The 15,083-nt window shown below is 70.0% G+C and carries 15 protein-coding genes; 8 read left to right on the top strand and 7 right to left on the bottom strand.

Annotated elements, in window-relative coordinates; translation table 11 throughout:
- Positions 1-2: 2 nt before the first annotated feature.
- The 5 genes from WH07_RS02920 to WH07_RS02900 all read right to left on the bottom strand — a co-directional run bounded on the left by WH07_RS02920 (position 3) and on the right by WH07_RS02900 (position 6,287).
- The gene (locus WH07_RS02920) at positions 3-1,109 is read right to left on the bottom strand and encodes an ABC transporter substrate-binding protein (RefSeq protein ID WP_046494906.1); all 1,107 of its coding nucleotides are present in this window, start codon (positions 1,107-1,109) and stop codon (positions 3-5) included.
- 40 nt (positions 1,110-1,149) lie between these two features.
- Complete coding sequence (locus WH07_RS02915; protein WP_232788688.1) at positions 1,150-2,226, bottom strand: ABC transporter substrate-binding protein; 1,077 nt, start codon at positions 2,224-2,226, stop codon at positions 1,150-1,152.
- Between the two features lie 328 nt (positions 2,227-2,554).
- Entirely contained in the window at positions 2,555-4,171 is a 1,617-nt protein-coding gene (locus WH07_RS02910; protein WP_079022896.1) for an ethanolamine ammonia-lyase reactivating factor EutA, read from the bottom strand.
- 110 nt (positions 4,172-4,281) lie between these two features.
- Positions 4,282-5,418: a cupin domain-containing protein gene (locus WH07_RS02905; RefSeq protein WP_046494902.1), complete on the bottom strand. Its 1,137-nt coding sequence runs from the start codon at positions 5,416-5,418 to the stop codon at positions 4,282-4,284.
- Between the two features lie 110 nt (positions 5,419-5,528).
- Entirely contained in the window at positions 5,529-6,287 is a 759-nt protein-coding gene (locus tag WH07_RS02900; RefSeq protein ID WP_046494959.1) for a 2,3-bisphosphoglycerate-dependent phosphoglycerate mutase, read from the bottom strand.
- Between the two features lie 175 nt (positions 6,288-6,462).
- Between WH07_RS02900 and WH07_RS02895 the strand changes: the two genes are divergently transcribed.
- Genes WH07_RS02895 through WH07_RS02875 form a run of 5 tightly spaced genes read left to right on the top strand, consistent with a single transcriptional unit; the run spans position 6,463 to position 10,407 of the window.
- Entirely contained in the window at positions 6,463-6,777 is a 315-nt protein-coding gene (locus WH07_RS02895) for a 2Fe-2S iron-sulfur cluster-binding protein (RefSeq protein ID WP_232788692.1), read from the top strand.
- A gap of 41 nt (positions 6,778-6,818) precedes the next feature.
- Positions 6,819-8,105, top strand: a complete 1,287-nt coding sequence (locus tag WH07_RS02890; protein ID WP_046494900.1) for an aromatic ring-hydroxylating dioxygenase subunit alpha — start codon at positions 6,819-6,821, stop codon at positions 8,103-8,105.
- A gap of 1 nt (position 8,106) precedes the next feature.
- The gene (locus WH07_RS02885) at positions 8,107-8,613 is read left to right on the top strand and encodes a hypothetical protein (RefSeq protein WP_046494899.1); all 507 of its coding nucleotides are present in this window, start codon (positions 8,107-8,109) and stop codon (positions 8,611-8,613) included.
- A 45-nt stretch (positions 8,614-8,658) separates the two neighbouring features.
- Positions 8,659-9,510, top strand: coding sequence for a 3-methyl-2-oxobutanoate hydroxymethyltransferase (locus WH07_RS02880; RefSeq protein ID WP_046494897.1), 852 nt, complete (start codon positions 8,659-8,661; stop codon positions 9,508-9,510).
- 42 nt (positions 9,511-9,552) lie between these two features.
- The gene (locus WH07_RS02875) at positions 9,553-10,407 is read left to right on the top strand and encodes an alpha/beta fold hydrolase (RefSeq protein WP_046494895.1); all 855 of its coding nucleotides are present in this window, start codon (positions 9,553-9,555) and stop codon (positions 10,405-10,407) included.
- 107 nt (positions 10,408-10,514) lie between these two features.
- On the opposite strand, the gene WH07_RS02870 is transcribed toward WH07_RS02875, so the two are convergent.
- Positions 10,515-10,997 (bottom strand): RpiB/LacA/LacB family sugar-phosphate isomerase, encoded by a 483-nt coding sequence (locus WH07_RS02870; RefSeq protein WP_198533706.1) that lies wholly within the window; start codon positions 10,995-10,997, stop codon positions 10,515-10,517.
- 76 nt (positions 10,998-11,073) lie between these two features.
- Complete coding sequence (locus tag WH07_RS02865) at positions 11,074-12,030, bottom strand: substrate-binding domain-containing protein (protein WP_046494893.1); 957 nt, start codon at positions 12,028-12,030, stop codon at positions 11,074-11,076.
- A gap of 123 nt (positions 12,031-12,153) precedes the next feature.
- Here WH07_RS02865 and WH07_RS02860 point away from each other — a divergent pair, with 123 nt between their 5' ends.
- The 3 genes from WH07_RS02860 to WH07_RS02850 all read left to right on the top strand — a co-directional run bounded on the left by WH07_RS02860 (position 12,154) and on the right by WH07_RS02850 (position 15,077).
- Complete coding sequence (locus WH07_RS02860) at positions 12,154-13,275, top strand: zinc-dependent alcohol dehydrogenase (protein WP_046494892.1); 1,122 nt, start codon at positions 12,154-12,156, stop codon at positions 13,273-13,275.
- Positions 13,272-13,973 (top strand): 4-carboxy-4-hydroxy-2-oxoadipate aldolase/oxaloacetate decarboxylase, encoded by a 702-nt coding sequence (locus WH07_RS02855; RefSeq protein WP_046494890.1) that lies wholly within the window; start codon positions 13,272-13,274, stop codon positions 13,971-13,973. Before WH07_RS02860 ends, WH07_RS02855 begins: the two co-directional genes overlap by 4 nt.
- An 81-nt stretch (positions 13,974-14,054) precedes the next feature.
- Positions 14,055-15,077: an amidohydrolase family protein gene (locus WH07_RS02850; RefSeq protein WP_046494888.1), complete on the top strand. Its 1,023-nt coding sequence runs from the start codon at positions 14,055-14,057 to the stop codon at positions 15,075-15,077.
- The last annotated feature ends 6 nt before the right edge of the window (positions 15,078-15,083 follow it).

Below are 15,083 nucleotides of genomic sequence, written 5' to 3'. Positions count from 1 at the left end.
CGTCACCGCCCCACCGTGTCGGCGCCGCGGAGCAGCGCGTCGTACTTCTTGTCCCAGACCGTGTCGTCCTTCGTCAGGCCCTCGACATCGAACGGTACGAGGGTGAGCCCGGCGACGCTCTTGTCGCCGGGGACCTTGGTGGACGGGGTGAGGCCCAGATCGACCAGGGTCTGCTGGCCGCCGGTGAGCAGCCAGTCGTAGAACAGCCAGGCCGCGGCCGGGTGCTGGGCGCCCTTGATCATGCCGACTCCGTTGGGCCGTGCGAACGCGGGAACGGTGGAGACCCCGCTCGCCGGCAGATGGGTCACCGGCGCCCCGTCCTTGGCGGCCCTGGCGGTGATGTACGTGTAGTTCATCGCCTCCATCGAGGTCTGGCCCGCGGTCAGGAACTGCATCATCGTGGTGTGTCCCTTGGCGACCTTGGAGTTGGCCGCGATGCCCTTCCAGAGGGTGTCCACCTCGGCCTGTGACTTTCCGTGGTCCAGCCAGTACTTGGTGACGTTCTCGTACCAGTCGCTGTCGCTGATCTCCATGGTGATCTTGCCGCGGTACTTGGGCAGGGCCAGGTCCTCCCAGCTCCTGGGCTCGTCACCGGGCTTGATCTTCGTGGTGTTCCAGGCGGGCTGGAACACATTGAAACGGGTGGCCGTCCAGTGGTCGAACTTCCCGGCCGGCTCGACCTTGTCGAGAGCGGAGCCGTTGTAGTCGGCGAGATGCCCCTTGCCGGCGAGGATGGCCATCTCCGCGAAGTTGGTCTCGATGACATCGGCCCCCGGACGGCCGGCCTCCTGTTCCTGAAGGGTCCGCTGGAGGACCGTCTCCGAGTTGCCGCGGAAGACGCTGACACGGATGCCGTACTCCTTCTCGAAGGCCTCGGCGATCGGGGTCGCTATGTCGGCGGTCATCGAGGTGTACAGGGAGAGGGTCTTCCCCTCCTTCCCGGCCAGCTCCTCCGCCTGCGCGCGTTGCTCGGTGCCGGCCAGTCCCCGGAGCCGGCCGTAGACCTCGTCCGAGCCCGCGCCGGCCTGGCCCGGCATGCCGCCGCACCCCGCGACGAGCGTCGCGGCCAGCAGACCGGACACGGAGAAAGTGAAGTTACGGGTCCTCATACGGGTGCGCTCCTGTGAAGAGGTGCAAACGGTGAGTGGGTCAGCCGGCCTTGGGCACGCCGCGCAGCAGGGCGTCGTAGTCGGCGCTCCACCGCTTGCCGTCCGTCTCTGCGGACTTCGAGAAGCTGTAGGTGGTGGTGCCGGCCGGGATGGGGTCCTGGAACCCCGGTACGGATGTGGCCGCCGGGATGCGAAGGGACTCGGCGATCGCCTTCTGCCCGTCGCCGAGCACCCAGTCCGTCCACAGCAGCGCTGCGGCGGGGTGCCGGGGATGGGACATGAGGCCGACTCCGTTGGGTCGCAGGATCACTGGTTCCACCACGGGCCGCCATGCCACGGGCGCGCCCTTCTTGGCGGCCTTGTCGACGGTGTGGCTGTATACGGACAGGGCTACGGCGAACTGTCCCGCACTGAGGAGTTCGCCCTGCACCGTGTGGCCCTTCGTCACCTTGACATTGGCGGCGATCCTTTTGAAGAGGTCGTCGGCATCGGATTGGCTCATTCCCTGCTCTTCGGTGAGGTACGTATGCATCGACGCGTACCAGTCCCAGTCGCCGATCTCGACGGACAACCGGCCCTTCCAGCGGGGATCGGCCAGGTCGGCGAAGCTCTTCGGCTCCTGGCCCTTCTTGACGAGGTTGGTGTTCCAGCCGATGACGAACGCGTTGAAACGCTCCGCGGTCCAGCCACCGAGCCCTTTCGCCGCGTCCTTGAGGCCGGCCGCGGCCGGTCCCGTGTACGGCTTGAGCAGGCCCTGCGAGTCCAGTGCGCGCAGTTCGATGTCATTGGTGTCGACTACGTCGTTCTGCGGCTTGTTGGCCTGGTTCTCCTGGGATATCCGCTGGAGGACCGTCTCGGAGTTGGCGCGGAACGCGTTGACCTTGATCTCCGGATAGGCCTTCTTGAAGCCGTCGACGAGGTCCTGGATATCGGTGTTCGAGGTGTAGAGGTCGATCTGCGCGCCGTCCTTCTTCGCGTCGGCGAGCAGCTTGTCCGTCCGTGCCTGGCCGGTCAGCGAGGCGTAGGGGGCGTAGGGGTCGGTGTCGGCGGCCTGGCCGCCGGGGGACTGGGTCGTGGGAGAAGAACCGCAACCCGTGAGGATCAATCCGGCGGCCACGAGGCCGGCCGTAAGAGCACCATGTCGCATCGCACACTCCTGGGCGAAGCCGGTCGCGGGCCCTCGTTGGCGGGCGAGTGGGGCGCGGGCGTTAAGGGAGGGAGACCGGGCAGCGGGCTGTTCGTGCGGTTGAGATGTCCGAGCGTTGCCGCTTGGGTCCCTGCATGAAACACCAGGTTCGGTCTTATGGTCTAACCATGCGACGTCGGTGTTATCTCATTGTTACCGACGGATTATCGGGAGATTGACCAGCTACGTTTCGGACATCTCGTCAGGTCTCCGACGGGCCTGCCGGGGCGCCCGGGAACGGCGCCCGGCACGACCGGTGTCAGAGACGGGGATCCTCGCCGAAGACAAGGGACTTGATGGTGACGGGCACGGTGTTGGAGGGCCGGCGGACGCGTCCGATGTCGATGTGGTCGAAGTCCCGCAGCCGCAGCCCGTCGATGACCAGGAGCGGTCCGGTGACCCCGAGTTCGTCCCTGAGCAGCCTGCCGAGGGTCAGGGCGACATCGCCGTCGAGCACGACCAGCACGGCTCTGCCCCGCGCGGTGCGCTCGGCGAGCGCGTCCCGCAGTCCCCGGGCGAAGGCCAGCAGCCGCCGATGGCTCGGGGGCCCGCTCCACGACAGCGCGACCGCCACGTCCGTATCGGCCGCCACCTCTTCGACGGCGGCCAGCCGGTGGCGTACGGCGGCCTCGACGGCGGCAGCGTCGACACTCTCCCCGAGCGCCAGGACCGGCCGTACGACCCGCAGATCACGGCGTGGCAGCAGGGCGCCCGGGTCGGAGACGAAGCCGGTGTTCCCGCTGAGCTGGACGCTGTACTCCGAGGCGCCCAGCGCGGTCGCGCGGATGCACTCGCCCGCGGGCAGCAGCGGGAAGGGCAGCGCGCCGGAGTCGATCCGGCGGCGCACCGCCCGGCCGAGCGGCAGCCCGAGATCGCCGAACGCCTCGCTCTGCCGCCCGTACACATACTCGGCGACCCCGCCCGAGAACATCACCCCGTCGACGGGTTCCGGCACCATGAGCGGCGCCGTCAGCAACAGCTCCGCGACCTCGGGCGGCGGAGGACCGCCGGTGACGGCCGCGACCAGCGCGTCCGCCATCGCCTCCGCGACCCGCTCCGTCTCCTCGGGGCGCGCGAGATCGCCGGGCGCCCAGTCGAACCCCGCCCGCGCGGCATGGCGCCGGCCGGCCGGATCGAGCCGTACGATCCGGCCCGCGCCGTCCATGACCTGGAGCCGCCCGCCGATGTGGACGGCGGCGGTCGACACCACCTCGCCCCGGTCGAGGACCGCCAGCTTGGTCGTGCCGCCGCCGATGTCGATATTGAGGACACGCAGGCCGGTGTCGTACGAGACCTTCGCCGCGCCCGAACCGTACGCGGCGAGCATGGCCTCCATGGTGTGCCCCGCGGTCGCGGTGACGAGATCGCCGCCCCGCTCGGCGAGCACCCCCGCGATGGCCTCGGCGTTGCGGCGGCGCAGCGCCTCACCGGTGAGGATCACCACCCCGGTGTCGACCGTGCCGGGATCCACGGCCGCGTCCCGGTACGCCCGGTCGATGACCGAACCCAGCGCCTCGGCGTCGATGCGCTCGGCACTCGCGTACGGGGTGAGAGCGACGGGGGAGCGGTAGACGGTCTCCCGTCGCACGACGATGTACCGGCTGGTCAGGTCCTCGCCGATGCGCCGCAGCAGCAGCCGGGAGAAGACGACCTGGGTGCCGGAGGACCCGATGTCCATCCCGACGCTGTGCAGCGTGACATTGTCCTGCTGCCAGATCGGGTTGTCCTCCAGCGCGCCGGGCTCCTCGTCGGCATGGTCGTCATGCGTGTGTGCGTGCGTGTGTCCGTGCGTGTGTGCCGCGGTGTGTTCGTTGTGATGGTGATGGTGAGTGTGATGGTCGGGATGGTCGGCGTTGTGCGGCCCGGCGTGGCTCACGATGACGCTCCTCGTCGTGATCGCGGCACGGCTCGGGCGGCCGAGTCCGCGCCCGTACGAGGGTGTGCGGCCCCGGGAGGCCGGGCCGCACACCTGGGGGAAGCCGGACCTCAGCCGGTGACCTTGGTGCCCTCCGGCAGGGGCGCGAGGGTGGGCAGCTCCGCCGCGTACACCTCGTCCATCCGCGGCTCCATGCCGTGCTTGGCCAGTGCCTCGCGGAAGGTCTCCCGTACCAGCGGCGACTCGTCGGCGTAGTCGATCTGGTCGCCACCGACGCGCCGGCTGATCCAGGCCTTCGGCACGCCCTGCGCGTTGCGGATGGAGACCACCTCGTGCTTGAAGGCGAGATAGCGGCCCGGCTCGGGGCCGGTGTTGAAGTGCTGGTGGAACCACATGTTCGGCGGCACGATCAGCGAGCCGGGGCCCCATTCGTAGCGCCGCGGCTCCTCGCCCTCCGGCCACATCAGGCTGTACCCCTCGCCCGACAGGATGATCACATGGGCGCCGGGACCGTGCCGGTGCCCCTTCTTGTACGTGGCGGTCGGGAACTGCGAGATATGGCTGTTCATCGATCCCTTGGCCATCGCGAAGCGGATGTGGCCGCCGCCCGCGCCGCGCTCCTTCGCCTCGATCAGCGGCAGACTGACCGCGTCGGCGACGAAGTTGGTGTCCAGCAGCAGGCCCTTCTGCTCGCCCCTGGGGGAGAAGTAGTCGGGCTCGCCGTTGAAGCGGTCCGGGAAGTCGTGCGCGGTGCCGAAGACGAAGTCCACGTCGTCGTAGAGATTGATGACCGGTGGCATGTTCGTCGAGGAGACGAAGCGCGCGGTCTTCAGCCCGGAGCCGTTGAAGTGCTGGTGATGGGCGTTGAGCGGGATGGCGAAGATCGATCCGGCCTGCCATTCGAAGGTGACCCGGGCTCCGGCGTCGTTCCACACCGTCGTCGAGCCCTGCCCGTCGAGGACGAGGATCATCTCCTCGAAGAGCTGCCGCTGGGGCGCCAGTTGGCCGCCCGCGGGGATCTCGCACACATAGCAGTCGTTCGAGGTGCGGGTGGCCTCGTGGTTGATGAACACGCCCCGGCCGCCCCGCCGCTCCCACGGCTTCAGCTCGACCGTACGCAGGTCGGGTACATAGTGGGCGGCGATGATGTCCAGCCCCTCCGCGGCCACCCAGCGCGTGTAGGGGGAGTCCTTCTCGGTGGCGAACTTTGCCGCCAGCTTGTCGTCGACGATTGCGTCCTGGGCCATACCACGGCCTTTCCTGGTCGGCTTCTCTGCCACGCGCATCTGGATTGGTAGAACCATAAGGCCACTACTTTTTTGGTGTCAACGAGTCATACGGGATCCGAGCGCGCAGGTCAGAGCCTTGGGCCGGTCGCCGGCGTGCTCCGGTGCCCCTCCCGGGCCACCGCGCGGGCGGCCTCGGCGGCGGTGACCGGGTCGAGATAGCGGCCCCCGCGGGCGATCGGCGTGAGCCGCTCGTCGAGGGTGTAGAGCAGCGGGATGCCGGTGGGGATGTTCAGCTCCATCAGCTCGTCGCGGTCCAGCCCGTCGAGATGCGCGGCCAGCGCGCGGAGCGAGTTGCTGTGCGCCACGACCAGGACGGTCCGCCCGGCGCGCAGATCGGGGGCGACGGCCTCGTGCCAGTGGGGGAGCAGACGGGCGCTGACATCGGCGAGGGATTCGGTCCGCGGCACCCGCTCGCCATCGGCGCCCGCGAGGCCCGGCTCGTCCTCGTCATGGGTGAGCGGTGGCGGAGCCACCTCGTACGACCTGCGCCAGAGCCGGAAGCGCTCCTCGCCGTACTCCCGCAGCACCGCGCTCTTGTCCTTGCCCTGAAGCGCGCCGTAATGCCGTTCGTTGAGCCGCCAGCTCCGGGTGAGCGGCGCCCCGGGGCGGCCGAGCGCCGCCAGCGCGAGGGTGCCGGTGCGGACGGAGCGGCGCAGTACGGAGGTGTGCGCGACGTCCGGGAACAGTCCGGCGGTACGGAGCAGTTGGCCGGCCCGGCGTGCCTGTTCCTCGCCGTGCGGGGTGAGATCCACATCGACCCAGCCGGTGAAGAGGTTTCTGGAGTTCCACTCGCTCTCGCCGTGGCGGAGCAGGATCAGCGTGTGCATGGGCCCGATTGTGAGCACGCGCGACGGCGGTCGCGCCACCTTCTTGTTCACCCCTCAGCAATCTGGTCTAATGGTCGGACCAAGGGCGGGATGGCTCGGTGCCGCGTCCGTCGCTTCGGAAGAGACCAGCCCTGAAGAGACAGAAGCCCGGAGAGGGAGTAGGACCTTGCCCAAGGTGATCTTCGTCGGCAGCGCCGGCTCCTCGTACACCGTCGACGCGACGGCCGGGGATTCGGTGATGGCGGCAGCGGTCAGGAACGGCGTCCCGGGGATCGTGGCGGAGTGCGGGGGCAACTGCTCCTGCGCCACCTGCCATGTGTGGGTACGGGAGGAGTTCGCGCCGCTCGTCGGCCCGCCGGGCGACATGGAGGACGACCTGCTCGACATGGGGGTGTCCGACCGCAGGAGCACCAGCCGTCTCTCCTGCCAGATCCGTGTCACCCCGGAGCTGGACGGGCTGACCGTCGACATCCCGCCCGAGCAGCCCTGAGCGCTCAGTACCCGTGGTCAGTACTTGAAAGGGAAACGGCTGTGCTAAGACAAGACATCAACGAGCTGCTCACGCAGACCGGCCCCGGGACACCCATGGGGGAGCTGTTCCGGCAGTACTGGATCCCCGCGCTGCTGGCCGAGGAGCTTCCGGAGAACGACTCCCCGCCCGTACGCGTCAAGCTTCTCTCGGAGCGCATGGTCGCCTTCCGCGACAGCGAGGGACGGTACGGCCTGGTCGACGAGTTCTGCGCGCACCGCGGTGCCTCGCTGTGGTTCGGCCGCAACGAGGGATCCGGGCTGCGCTGTCCGTACCACGGCTGGAAGTACGACGTCACCGGACAGTGCGTCGAGGTGCCCTCGGAGGCGGACAACAGCAGCTTCTGCCAGAACGTGCAGCTCACCGCGTATCCGCTGGTGAAGATCGGCGATGTGCTGTGGACCCACATGGGGGACGCGGCCACCCGGCCCGCGCTGCCCGAGTTCGAATTCGCCCTGGTGCCGCCGGAGCAGACCTACACCTCCAAGCGCTGGCAGCAGTGCAACTGGCTCCAGGCGTTCGAGGGCGGTATCGACTCCAGCCATGTCACCTTCCTGCACTCCGGCGGGCTGAAGACCGATCCGTTGTTCCGGGGCGCCAAGGGCAACGAGTACAACATGAACGACACCAAGCCGTTCTTCGAGGTCGCCGACAGCGACGGCGGACTCTTCGTGGGCGCCCGGCGCAACGCGGAGGAAGGCACGTACTACTGGCGGATAACGCCCTGGGTGATGCCCAACTTCACCATGGTGCCCCCGCGCGGCGACCACCCGATCCACGGCCACTTCTGGGTGCCGATCGACGACGAGAACTGCTGGACCTACTCGTTCGACTACCACCCGGTCCGCGCGCTCACGGACACGGAGCGCCAGGCGATGATGGACGGGCACGGCGTCCACAGCAAGAACATCCCGGGCACCTACCGGCCCGAGGCCAATATGGACAACGACTATCTGATCGACCGCGAGGCCCAGAAGCGCGGCGACACCTATTCGGGGGTCGCGGGCATCGCCATGCAGGACGCCTCGCTCCAGGAGAGCATGGGGCCGATCGTGGACCGTACCCGGGAGCGTCTCGTCCCCGCCGACAGCGGGATCATCAAGGCCCGCCAGAAGCTCCGCAAGGCCGCGACAGCCCTGCGGGACGAGGGAGTGACCCCGCCCGGGGTGGATCCCGCGCACCACAGGGTGCGGTCGGCCGCGGTGGTCCTGCCGCAGGCCGAGTCCTTCCTCGACTCGTGCCGTGACGCGGTCAAGTCGGTGCCCGGCGTACCGCAGTCGTCGGTCTGACATGCCGGCGGCGACGGCGTATCCCAGCGAATGCGCGCGGGCGACCGCGCCCGGCGAGTCACGGTTCCGGATCCGGGCGCGCATCGCGCCCGCCCGGGCCGCGCGGGTAATCGCCCTGGACGAGCGGGCCGAAGGGGTCGCACACCGGCTCGCCGGGGGGCCGTGGACCAACGCGCGCTTCTATGTGAACCTCGGCCCCGGAGGTACGGACACGTCCGGCGGCGCGGTGCTGCTGCGCGAGATCGACGGTCCGCCCGCGCCGCTCGAACAGGTGCTGACGGACACCGATGTGGTGGTCGTCCTCGCCACCGAGGACGGCGGCCGGGCCACCGCCGCCGCCATCGGGCGGCACTGCTGGAAGTACGGCATCACCACCGCGGGGGTGGTGCTAGGCGACGGCTTCGAGGCGGGTGACGCGGTCGCCGCGCTCCGCCCGTACGCCCGTGTGCTGCTGCTGTCCGCCGACGAGAGCGATGTGTCCGAACTGCTCACGGCCCTCAGGGTCTAGATCCTGGGCGGCCTTCCTCCAGACGACCGGGAAGACGAGTACCACATGACCGACAGCACGACCGAAAGGATCAGTCCGCGCACGCTCCAGCGGATGAAGGAGGACGGCCGCAAGATCGTCGGCGTGGTGGCCTGGGACTACCAGATGGCGCGGATCGTGGACCGGGCCGGGGTCGACCTCGTCTCGGTCGGCGACACGGTCGGCGTCAATCTCTGGGGGCAGTCGAACCCCTTCGAGGTCACCATGGACGAGATGCTCGTGGTGACCCGGGCGGTACGGCGCGGGGTGCGCCGTGCGCTGGTCAGCGCGGACTTCCCGTTCGGACCGCTTCAGGAGGGCACCGACAGCGCGGTGCGCGCCGCGATCCGGTTCGTCAAGGAGGCGGGCGCCGACATGGTCAAGCTAGACGGCGCCTCGGACTTCCCCGAGGCGGTCACGGCCATCACCCGCGCGGGCATCCCGGTGTGCGCGCAGTTCGGCATCACCCCGCAGACCGCCCTGCGGTACGGCGTCGAGTACCGCGCGATCCCCTCCGCCGCCGACCAGGTGCCCGAGGCGATGAAGGACGCCCTCGTCGCCGAGGCCAGACGGCTGGAGGAGGCGGGCGCCGCGCTGCTGAACTTCACCAACTCGGGCCCGGTCGTCGGAGCCGCCGTCACCGAGGCGGTCTCCGTTCCGGTCGTCGGCGGCTTCGGCGGCGGCCCCTGGCTCGACGGCCGGATGCGCATGGTCAACGCGGCCATCGGCTACGCCGCTTCGGCCCTCGACGACCCGCCCGACACCTATGCCAACGTCGCCCGGACCACGCTCGACGCGATCACGGCCTACTCGGGGGATGTCCGGGCCGCGCGGCAGATCGCCGGAGGCATCCCCGTACCGCCTCCCGCCACGGACTGAACACCACCCGCCGAGCCGGGCCCATACGAGAGGAACCGCGCCATGCCCACCGCCGTCATCGACGGGATTCCCACCCGGTACGAGGTGGCCGGCGACGGCCCGCCGCTGCTGATGTTCTCCCCCGGCGGCTTCGACTCCTCGCTCGAAGGCTGGCGCGAGGTCGGTGTCTACCGGCGGCTGCGTCTGCTCGACCGGCTCACCGAGCGGTACACCTGCATCACCTTCGACCGCCGTGAGTCCGGCCGGTCCGGAGGCCGGCTGGAACGGATCTCCTGGACCGACTACGCCGCCCAGGGCGTGGGCCTTCTCGACCACCTGGGAATCGGCCGGGTGCATCTGATGGGCGGCTGCGTCGGCTGCTCGACCGCGGCGGTGCTCGCCGTGGCCCACCCCGACCGGGTGCTGAGCATGGTGCTCTACTCGCCCGCGGGCGGGGTCAAGTACCGGATGAAACAGCACGCCCGGTTCCTGCGGCACCTCGCCCATGCCGAGGAACACGGCCCGGCCGGGGTGGTGGAACTGGCGCGGAGCACCGACGCGGGCTTCACCGCAGATCCCCGGGTCGGCCCCTGGGCGCGTGTCATCCGGCGGGACGACGAGTTCGCCGAGCGGTACGCGCGGACCGACGCCGGCCGGTACCAGGCGACGGTCGGCGGGATGGCCCGGCTGCTCTTCGACCGCGACACGGTGCCCGGCCCCGAGCCCGAGGACCTGCTGACGCTCGATGTCCCGGCGCTCGTGGTGCCGGGCCAGGACGACTCGCATGCCCCGTCCGCCGCCCGCTACCTCCAGGAATGCCTGCCGCTGGCGGAGTACTGGGGCGTCCCCGTGACCGAGCAGACGGAGCGCAGCGCGCCGGCGCGAGTGCTCGAATTCCTGGACGGGGTACGGGAGTAGAGGGTACGGGAGCAGGGATACGGGTCCGGCTTCCGGCCGCGGTACGGGAGCCGCGCCCCGGACGCACTGCTGTGCGCGGGGCGCGGTGACCGCGGCGGCCGGCCGTCTCAGCGCGCCCCGCCGTCCCGGAGCGCCCGTGCCCCGCCACCGCGTTCGATCGCCGCGATCTGGTCGAGCCGCCTCCTGTGCACCCCGCCCTTGAACGGGGTGTCCAGCCACGCGGCCACGATCTCCTCGGCCGCCGCCGGCGCCACCACCTTCGCGGCCAGCACCAGGACATTGGAGTCGTTGTTGCCGCGCGAGATCCTGGTGCTCCACAGATCGTGGCAGAGCCCGGCCCGTACCCCGGGGAACTTGTTGCAGGCGATGGTCTCGCCCAGTCCGCTGCCGCCCAGGACGATCCCGCGGTCCGCCGGCCCGTCGGTCACCTGCCAGCAGACATCGGCGCAGAGCGGCGGATAGTCCACCGTCTGCTCGGCGTCCCCGTAGGCGCCGCGGTCGTCGACGGTGTGGCCGTGCGCCGCCAGCCATACCGCCAGGTGGCCTTTGAGTACCACGCCGTTGTGGTCCGCGGCGATGACGATGTGCATGCTCTCTCCTCCAGTGGCGAGTGCGGCTTCAGAGATACGGGGCGTCGGGCGGTAGGGGCCGGGGGACCGCCAGGATCTAGCCCTCCAGACCGAGCGTGCTCTCGGCGAAGAGCTCTTCGAGCACCGGCGCCCGGTCGAGGATCCGCTGGTCGACCGCGTGCCGTACCAGCGTCTCCAGCAACGCCCGGTTCGGCCCGATGCCGTACGGGAGCGGATCGGCGCCGGTCAGCTCCATGACCCGTCCGTACATCAGGTCCGTCGCGGTGGGCTTCGCCGGGACCCCCTCGCGCAGCCGGTCGACATACAGCCGCTTCGCCCGGGCGAACGCGTCGAAGACCTCCGCGCCCAGCTCGGGCCGCTCGGCCAGCAGCTCGTCCCGTACCACCACGAGATGGTTGACGGGATAGAAACCGCGCTCGCGCAAGGCGGTGAAGCCCGCCTCCTCGGGGTGCGGGATCAGCGGTGTCAGCCGCTCCGTACCCGGGCCGGAGACAGCGCCGATCACCGCGGCGAGTTCGCCGTCGAGCACCCGCTCGGCCAATGAGCGCTCCCCGTCCATCGGTTCGACATTGGCCGGCGGCCGGTACGCGCTCACATGCTCGTCACCTGACAGCACCCACCGCACCCGGTCGAGATCGACCCCGTACTCCTCGCGCAGCACCGCCCGCGCCCAGACCCCGGTGGTGACCGTATAGCCGCGCTGCACACCGACCCGGCGGCCCTCCAGATCCCTGGGGACCCGGATGTCCGACGCGGGGTCGCGCAGGATCGCACCGTGGTGGAAGCCGCGTACCAGGAACACCGGCAGCGCCGTGAACCGTACGCCGTGCGCCTTCGCCACCAGATAGGTGGTCAGCGCCATCTCGCTGATGTCGAACTCCAGCCCGCGCACCATGCGCCGGAAGGCGTCGACGAGTACGGGCACCTCCTCGAAGGCGAAGCGGAAACCGTGCGGAACCACCTCGCCGGTCTTGAGTGCCTCGTTGTTGCCCTGGGTGCGGGTCACGGTCCTGAGCTGAGGTACGGCGGCCATGGTGTCTGCTCGGCTTTCTTCGGCTCACACACTGCGTCCTGACGCCCGAAAGGTACCATGGTCAGTCCATCAGTCCATAGAGTAGTGTGGCGGCCCGACAGCCCCCGAGGGTGAGGAGAAGCCATGGCGGAGCAGGTGCTGGCGGCGGTCAGGACCGCGCCGGGCACGACCGAGCTGCGCGAGTTCCCGATGCCGGACATTCCCGACGACGGAGCGCTGCTCAAGGTCGAGGTCGCCGGAATCTGCGGCACGGACGTGAAGATGTACGCGAAGCCGCCGTTCACCGACCCGGTGATCATGGGGCACGAGAATGTCGGGGTCATCGCCCGGGCCGGCCGTACCTTCACCGAGCGCAGGGGACTCGCCGAGGGCGACCGCGTCTTCGTCGAGCACTATGTCGGGTGCTTCCGCTGCGAGTGGTGCCACCAGGGCGAATACCGCCACTGCGAGGCCACCGACTGGCGCACCAACCCCGACGCCCGCCGCTACGGCTACACCTCGGCGAGCAACCCGTACCACCTGTGGGGCGGCTTCTCGCAGTATCTGTACCTGCCCTGGAACGCGGTGATCCACCGGGTGCCGGACGGGGTCTCCGCCGAACTCGCCGGCCTGGTCACACCCTTGTCGAACGGCATCGAATGGGCCCTGGTCACCGCCGGTGTCGGTTACGCGTCGACGGTGCTCATCCAGGGCCCGGGACAGCAGGGCCTCTCCCAGGTCGTCGCCTGCAAGCAGGCGGGCGCCTCCCGGATCATCGTCACGGGCACCACCCGGGACGCCGCCCGGCTGGCCCTCGCCAGGGAACTCGGCGCCGACGACGTCATCGACGTACGGCGCGAGGACGCGCTCGCCCGGGTGCTGGAGATCACCGGCGGCCGGGGCGTCGACGTGGTGCTGGACTGCACCGCGGGCGCCGGCACCGCCCCCGTACTGCTCGGCGTCGACGCGCTCAAGCGCCGCGAGGGCACGATGGTGGTCCAGGGCGAGCTGGCGGCCTTCCCCGACTTCCCGCTGAAGAAGATCGCCGAGAAGTCCATCAGCGTCCTGAGCGCCCGCGGCCACAGCTTCCGCTCCTGCGAACTCGCCCTGGAACAGCTCGCCTCGGGACGCTTCCCGCTGGAGAAGCTGAGCACCCACAGCTTCGGCCTCCGCGACACCGACCGTGCCATCCGGACCGTGGGCGGGGAGTACGGCGAGGATGCCGTCCATGTCTCCCTGCTGCCCTGGGCGGAGGCGGCGGTATGAGCGTTGTGGTGCGCGATCCGCTCCGTACGGACCGGGCGACCGCCGACGGACTCGGCGCGTACGGTGTCGCCACCGTGCACGAGGCCCAGGGCCGCACCGGGCTCCTCTCGCCCGCGCTCAGGCCGGTCTACCGCGGGGCGCATGTCGCGGGCACCGCGGTGACGGTCAGTGTGCCGCCCGCCGACAACTGGATGCTGCATGTCGCGGTGGAGCAGTGCAGGGAGGGGGACATCCTTGTCGTCGCCCCCACCTCCCCGTCCGAGGCGGGCTACTTCGGTGAACTCCTCGCCACCGCCGTCGCCGCCCGAGGAGTCAGGGGCGCGGTCATCGACGCCGGCTGCCGCGATGTGGCCGAGCTGGAGAAGATGGGCTTCCCGGTCTGGGCGCGCCACATCTGCGCGTACGGCACCGTCAAGGAGACCCTGGGCGATGTCAACACCCCCGTTGTCTGCGCCGGTCAGCGCGTCCGGGCCGGCGATGTGATCGTGGCCGACGACGACGGAGTGGTGGTCGTGCCCCGGCTCCGCGCGGCCCAGGTGCTGGCGGCCTCCCGCGCCCGCGAGGAGAAGGAAGCCGTCTCCCGCGCCCGCTACACGGCCGGTGAACTCAGCCTCGACGTCCACGCCATGCGCGAAAGGCTGGCGCGCAAGGGGCTCACCTATGTCGACAGGGAAGCCGAGCAGGCGCAGGACCACTGAGCCGCGGCCGATGACACAAGGGCCGATGAGGCAAGCCGGATCCGGCGGATCCGGCAGACGACGAACGAGGACCGCAATTCGATGATCATCGACTGTCACGGCCACTACACCACCGCCCCGCCCCGGCACCAGGAGTTCCGCGACGCGCAGCTCGCCCGGCTCCGGGACCCCGCCCTGCCGCTGCCCGGACCCGCCGCCATGAGCGACGACGAGATCAGGGAGAGCGTCGAGAACAACCAGCTCAAGGTGCTCCGACAGCGCGGCGGCGATCTCATGCTGTTCTCCCCGAAGGCCTCCGGAATGGAGCACCATGTGCCCGACCCGGCGACGGCGCGCGCCTGGGCACGGGTGAACAACGATCTCGTCCACCGGATCACCGGCCTGTTCCCGGCCCACTTCGCCGGGGTGTGCCAGTTGCCCCAGACCCCCGGCGGCCCGCTCGACGACTCGGTCGCCGAACTGCGCCGGTGTGTCACCGAACTGGGCTTCGTGGGCTGCAATCTGAACCCCGACCCGTCCGGCGGCCACTGGGACTCGCCGCCGCTGACCGACCCGTACTGGTTCCCGCTGTACGAGGCGATGGTGGAGCTGGACGTCCCCGCGATGGTCCATGTCTCCACCTCCCACAACCCGAACTTCCATACGCTCGGCGCCCATTACCTGAACGCGGACACCTCGGTGTTCATGCAGTTCGTCCAGGGCGACCTCTTCGCCCGCTTCCCCGCGCTCCGGTTCGTCATCCCGCACGGCGGTGGCGCCGTGCCGTACCACTGGGGCCGCTACCGCGGGCTCGCCGTACGGCTCGGCCGTCCCGACCCCGCCGAACTGCTCGCGCGCAACGTCTTCTTCGACACCTGCGTCTACCACCAGCCCGGTATCGACCTGCTCCACCAGGTGATCGGCGCCGACAGCATGCTCTTCGCGTCGGAGATGCTGGGCGCCGTACGCGGTGCCGATCCGGAGACCGGTATCGCCTGGGACGACACCAAGCGCTATCTCGACCGCACGGGACTGACCGAGGAGCAGCGCCGCAAGGTCTTCGAGGACAACGCCCGCCGGGTCTATCCGCGACTCGACGCCCGGCTCACCGCGGAAGGCAGGTAGGCAATC

The organism is Streptomyces odonnellii, from assembly GCF_000981895.1.
Lineage (GTDB): Bacteria > Actinomycetota > Actinomycetes > Streptomycetales > Streptomycetaceae > Streptomyces > Streptomyces odonnellii.
The sequence above is the reverse complement of the archived record's forward strand: the minus strand, read 5'-3'. Positions and strand labels throughout refer to the sequence as shown.

What these genes read in the sequence shown, in the direction of transcription:
- WH07_RS02920 (WP_046494906.1), bottom strand. Translation starts at nt 1,109, where the DNA reads ATGAGGACCCGTAACTTCACTTTCTCCGTGTCCGGTCTGCTGGCCGCG.
- WH07_RS02905 (WP_046494902.1), bottom strand. Translation starts at nt 5,418, where the DNA reads ATGGCCCAGGACGCAATCGTCGACGACAAGCTGGCGGCAAAGTTCGCC.
- WH07_RS02900 (WP_046494959.1), bottom strand. Translation starts at nt 6,287, where the DNA reads ATGCACACGCTGATCCTGCTCCGCCACGGCGAGAGCGAGTGGAACTCC.
- WH07_RS02885 (WP_046494899.1), top strand. Translation starts at nt 8,107, where the DNA reads ATGCCGGCGGCGACGGCGTATCCCAGCGAATGCGCGCGGGCGACCGCG.
- WH07_RS02880 (WP_046494897.1), top strand. Translation starts at nt 8,659, where the DNA reads ATGACCGACAGCACGACCGAAAGGATCAGTCCGCGCACGCTCCAGCGG.
- WH07_RS02875 (WP_046494895.1), top strand. Translation starts at nt 9,553, where the DNA reads ATGCCCACCGCCGTCATCGACGGGATTCCCACCCGGTACGAGGTGGCC.
- WH07_RS02870 (WP_198533706.1), bottom strand. Translation starts at nt 10,997, where the DNA reads ATGCACATCGTCATCGCCGCGGACCACAACGGCGTGGTACTCAAAGGC.
- WH07_RS02865 (WP_046494893.1), bottom strand. Translation starts at nt 12,030, where the DNA reads ATGGCCGCCGTACCTCAGCTCAGGACCGTGACCCGCACCCAGGGCAAC.
- WH07_RS02860 (WP_046494892.1), top strand. Translation starts at nt 12,154, where the DNA reads ATGGCGGAGCAGGTGCTGGCGGCGGTCAGGACCGCGCCGGGCACGACC.
- WH07_RS02855 (WP_046494890.1), top strand. Translation starts at nt 13,272, where the DNA reads ATGAGCGTTGTGGTGCGCGATCCGCTCCGTACGGACCGGGCGACCGCC.
- WH07_RS02850 (WP_046494888.1), top strand. Translation starts at nt 14,055, where the DNA reads ATGATCATCGACTGTCACGGCCACTACACCACCGCCCCGCCCCGGCAC.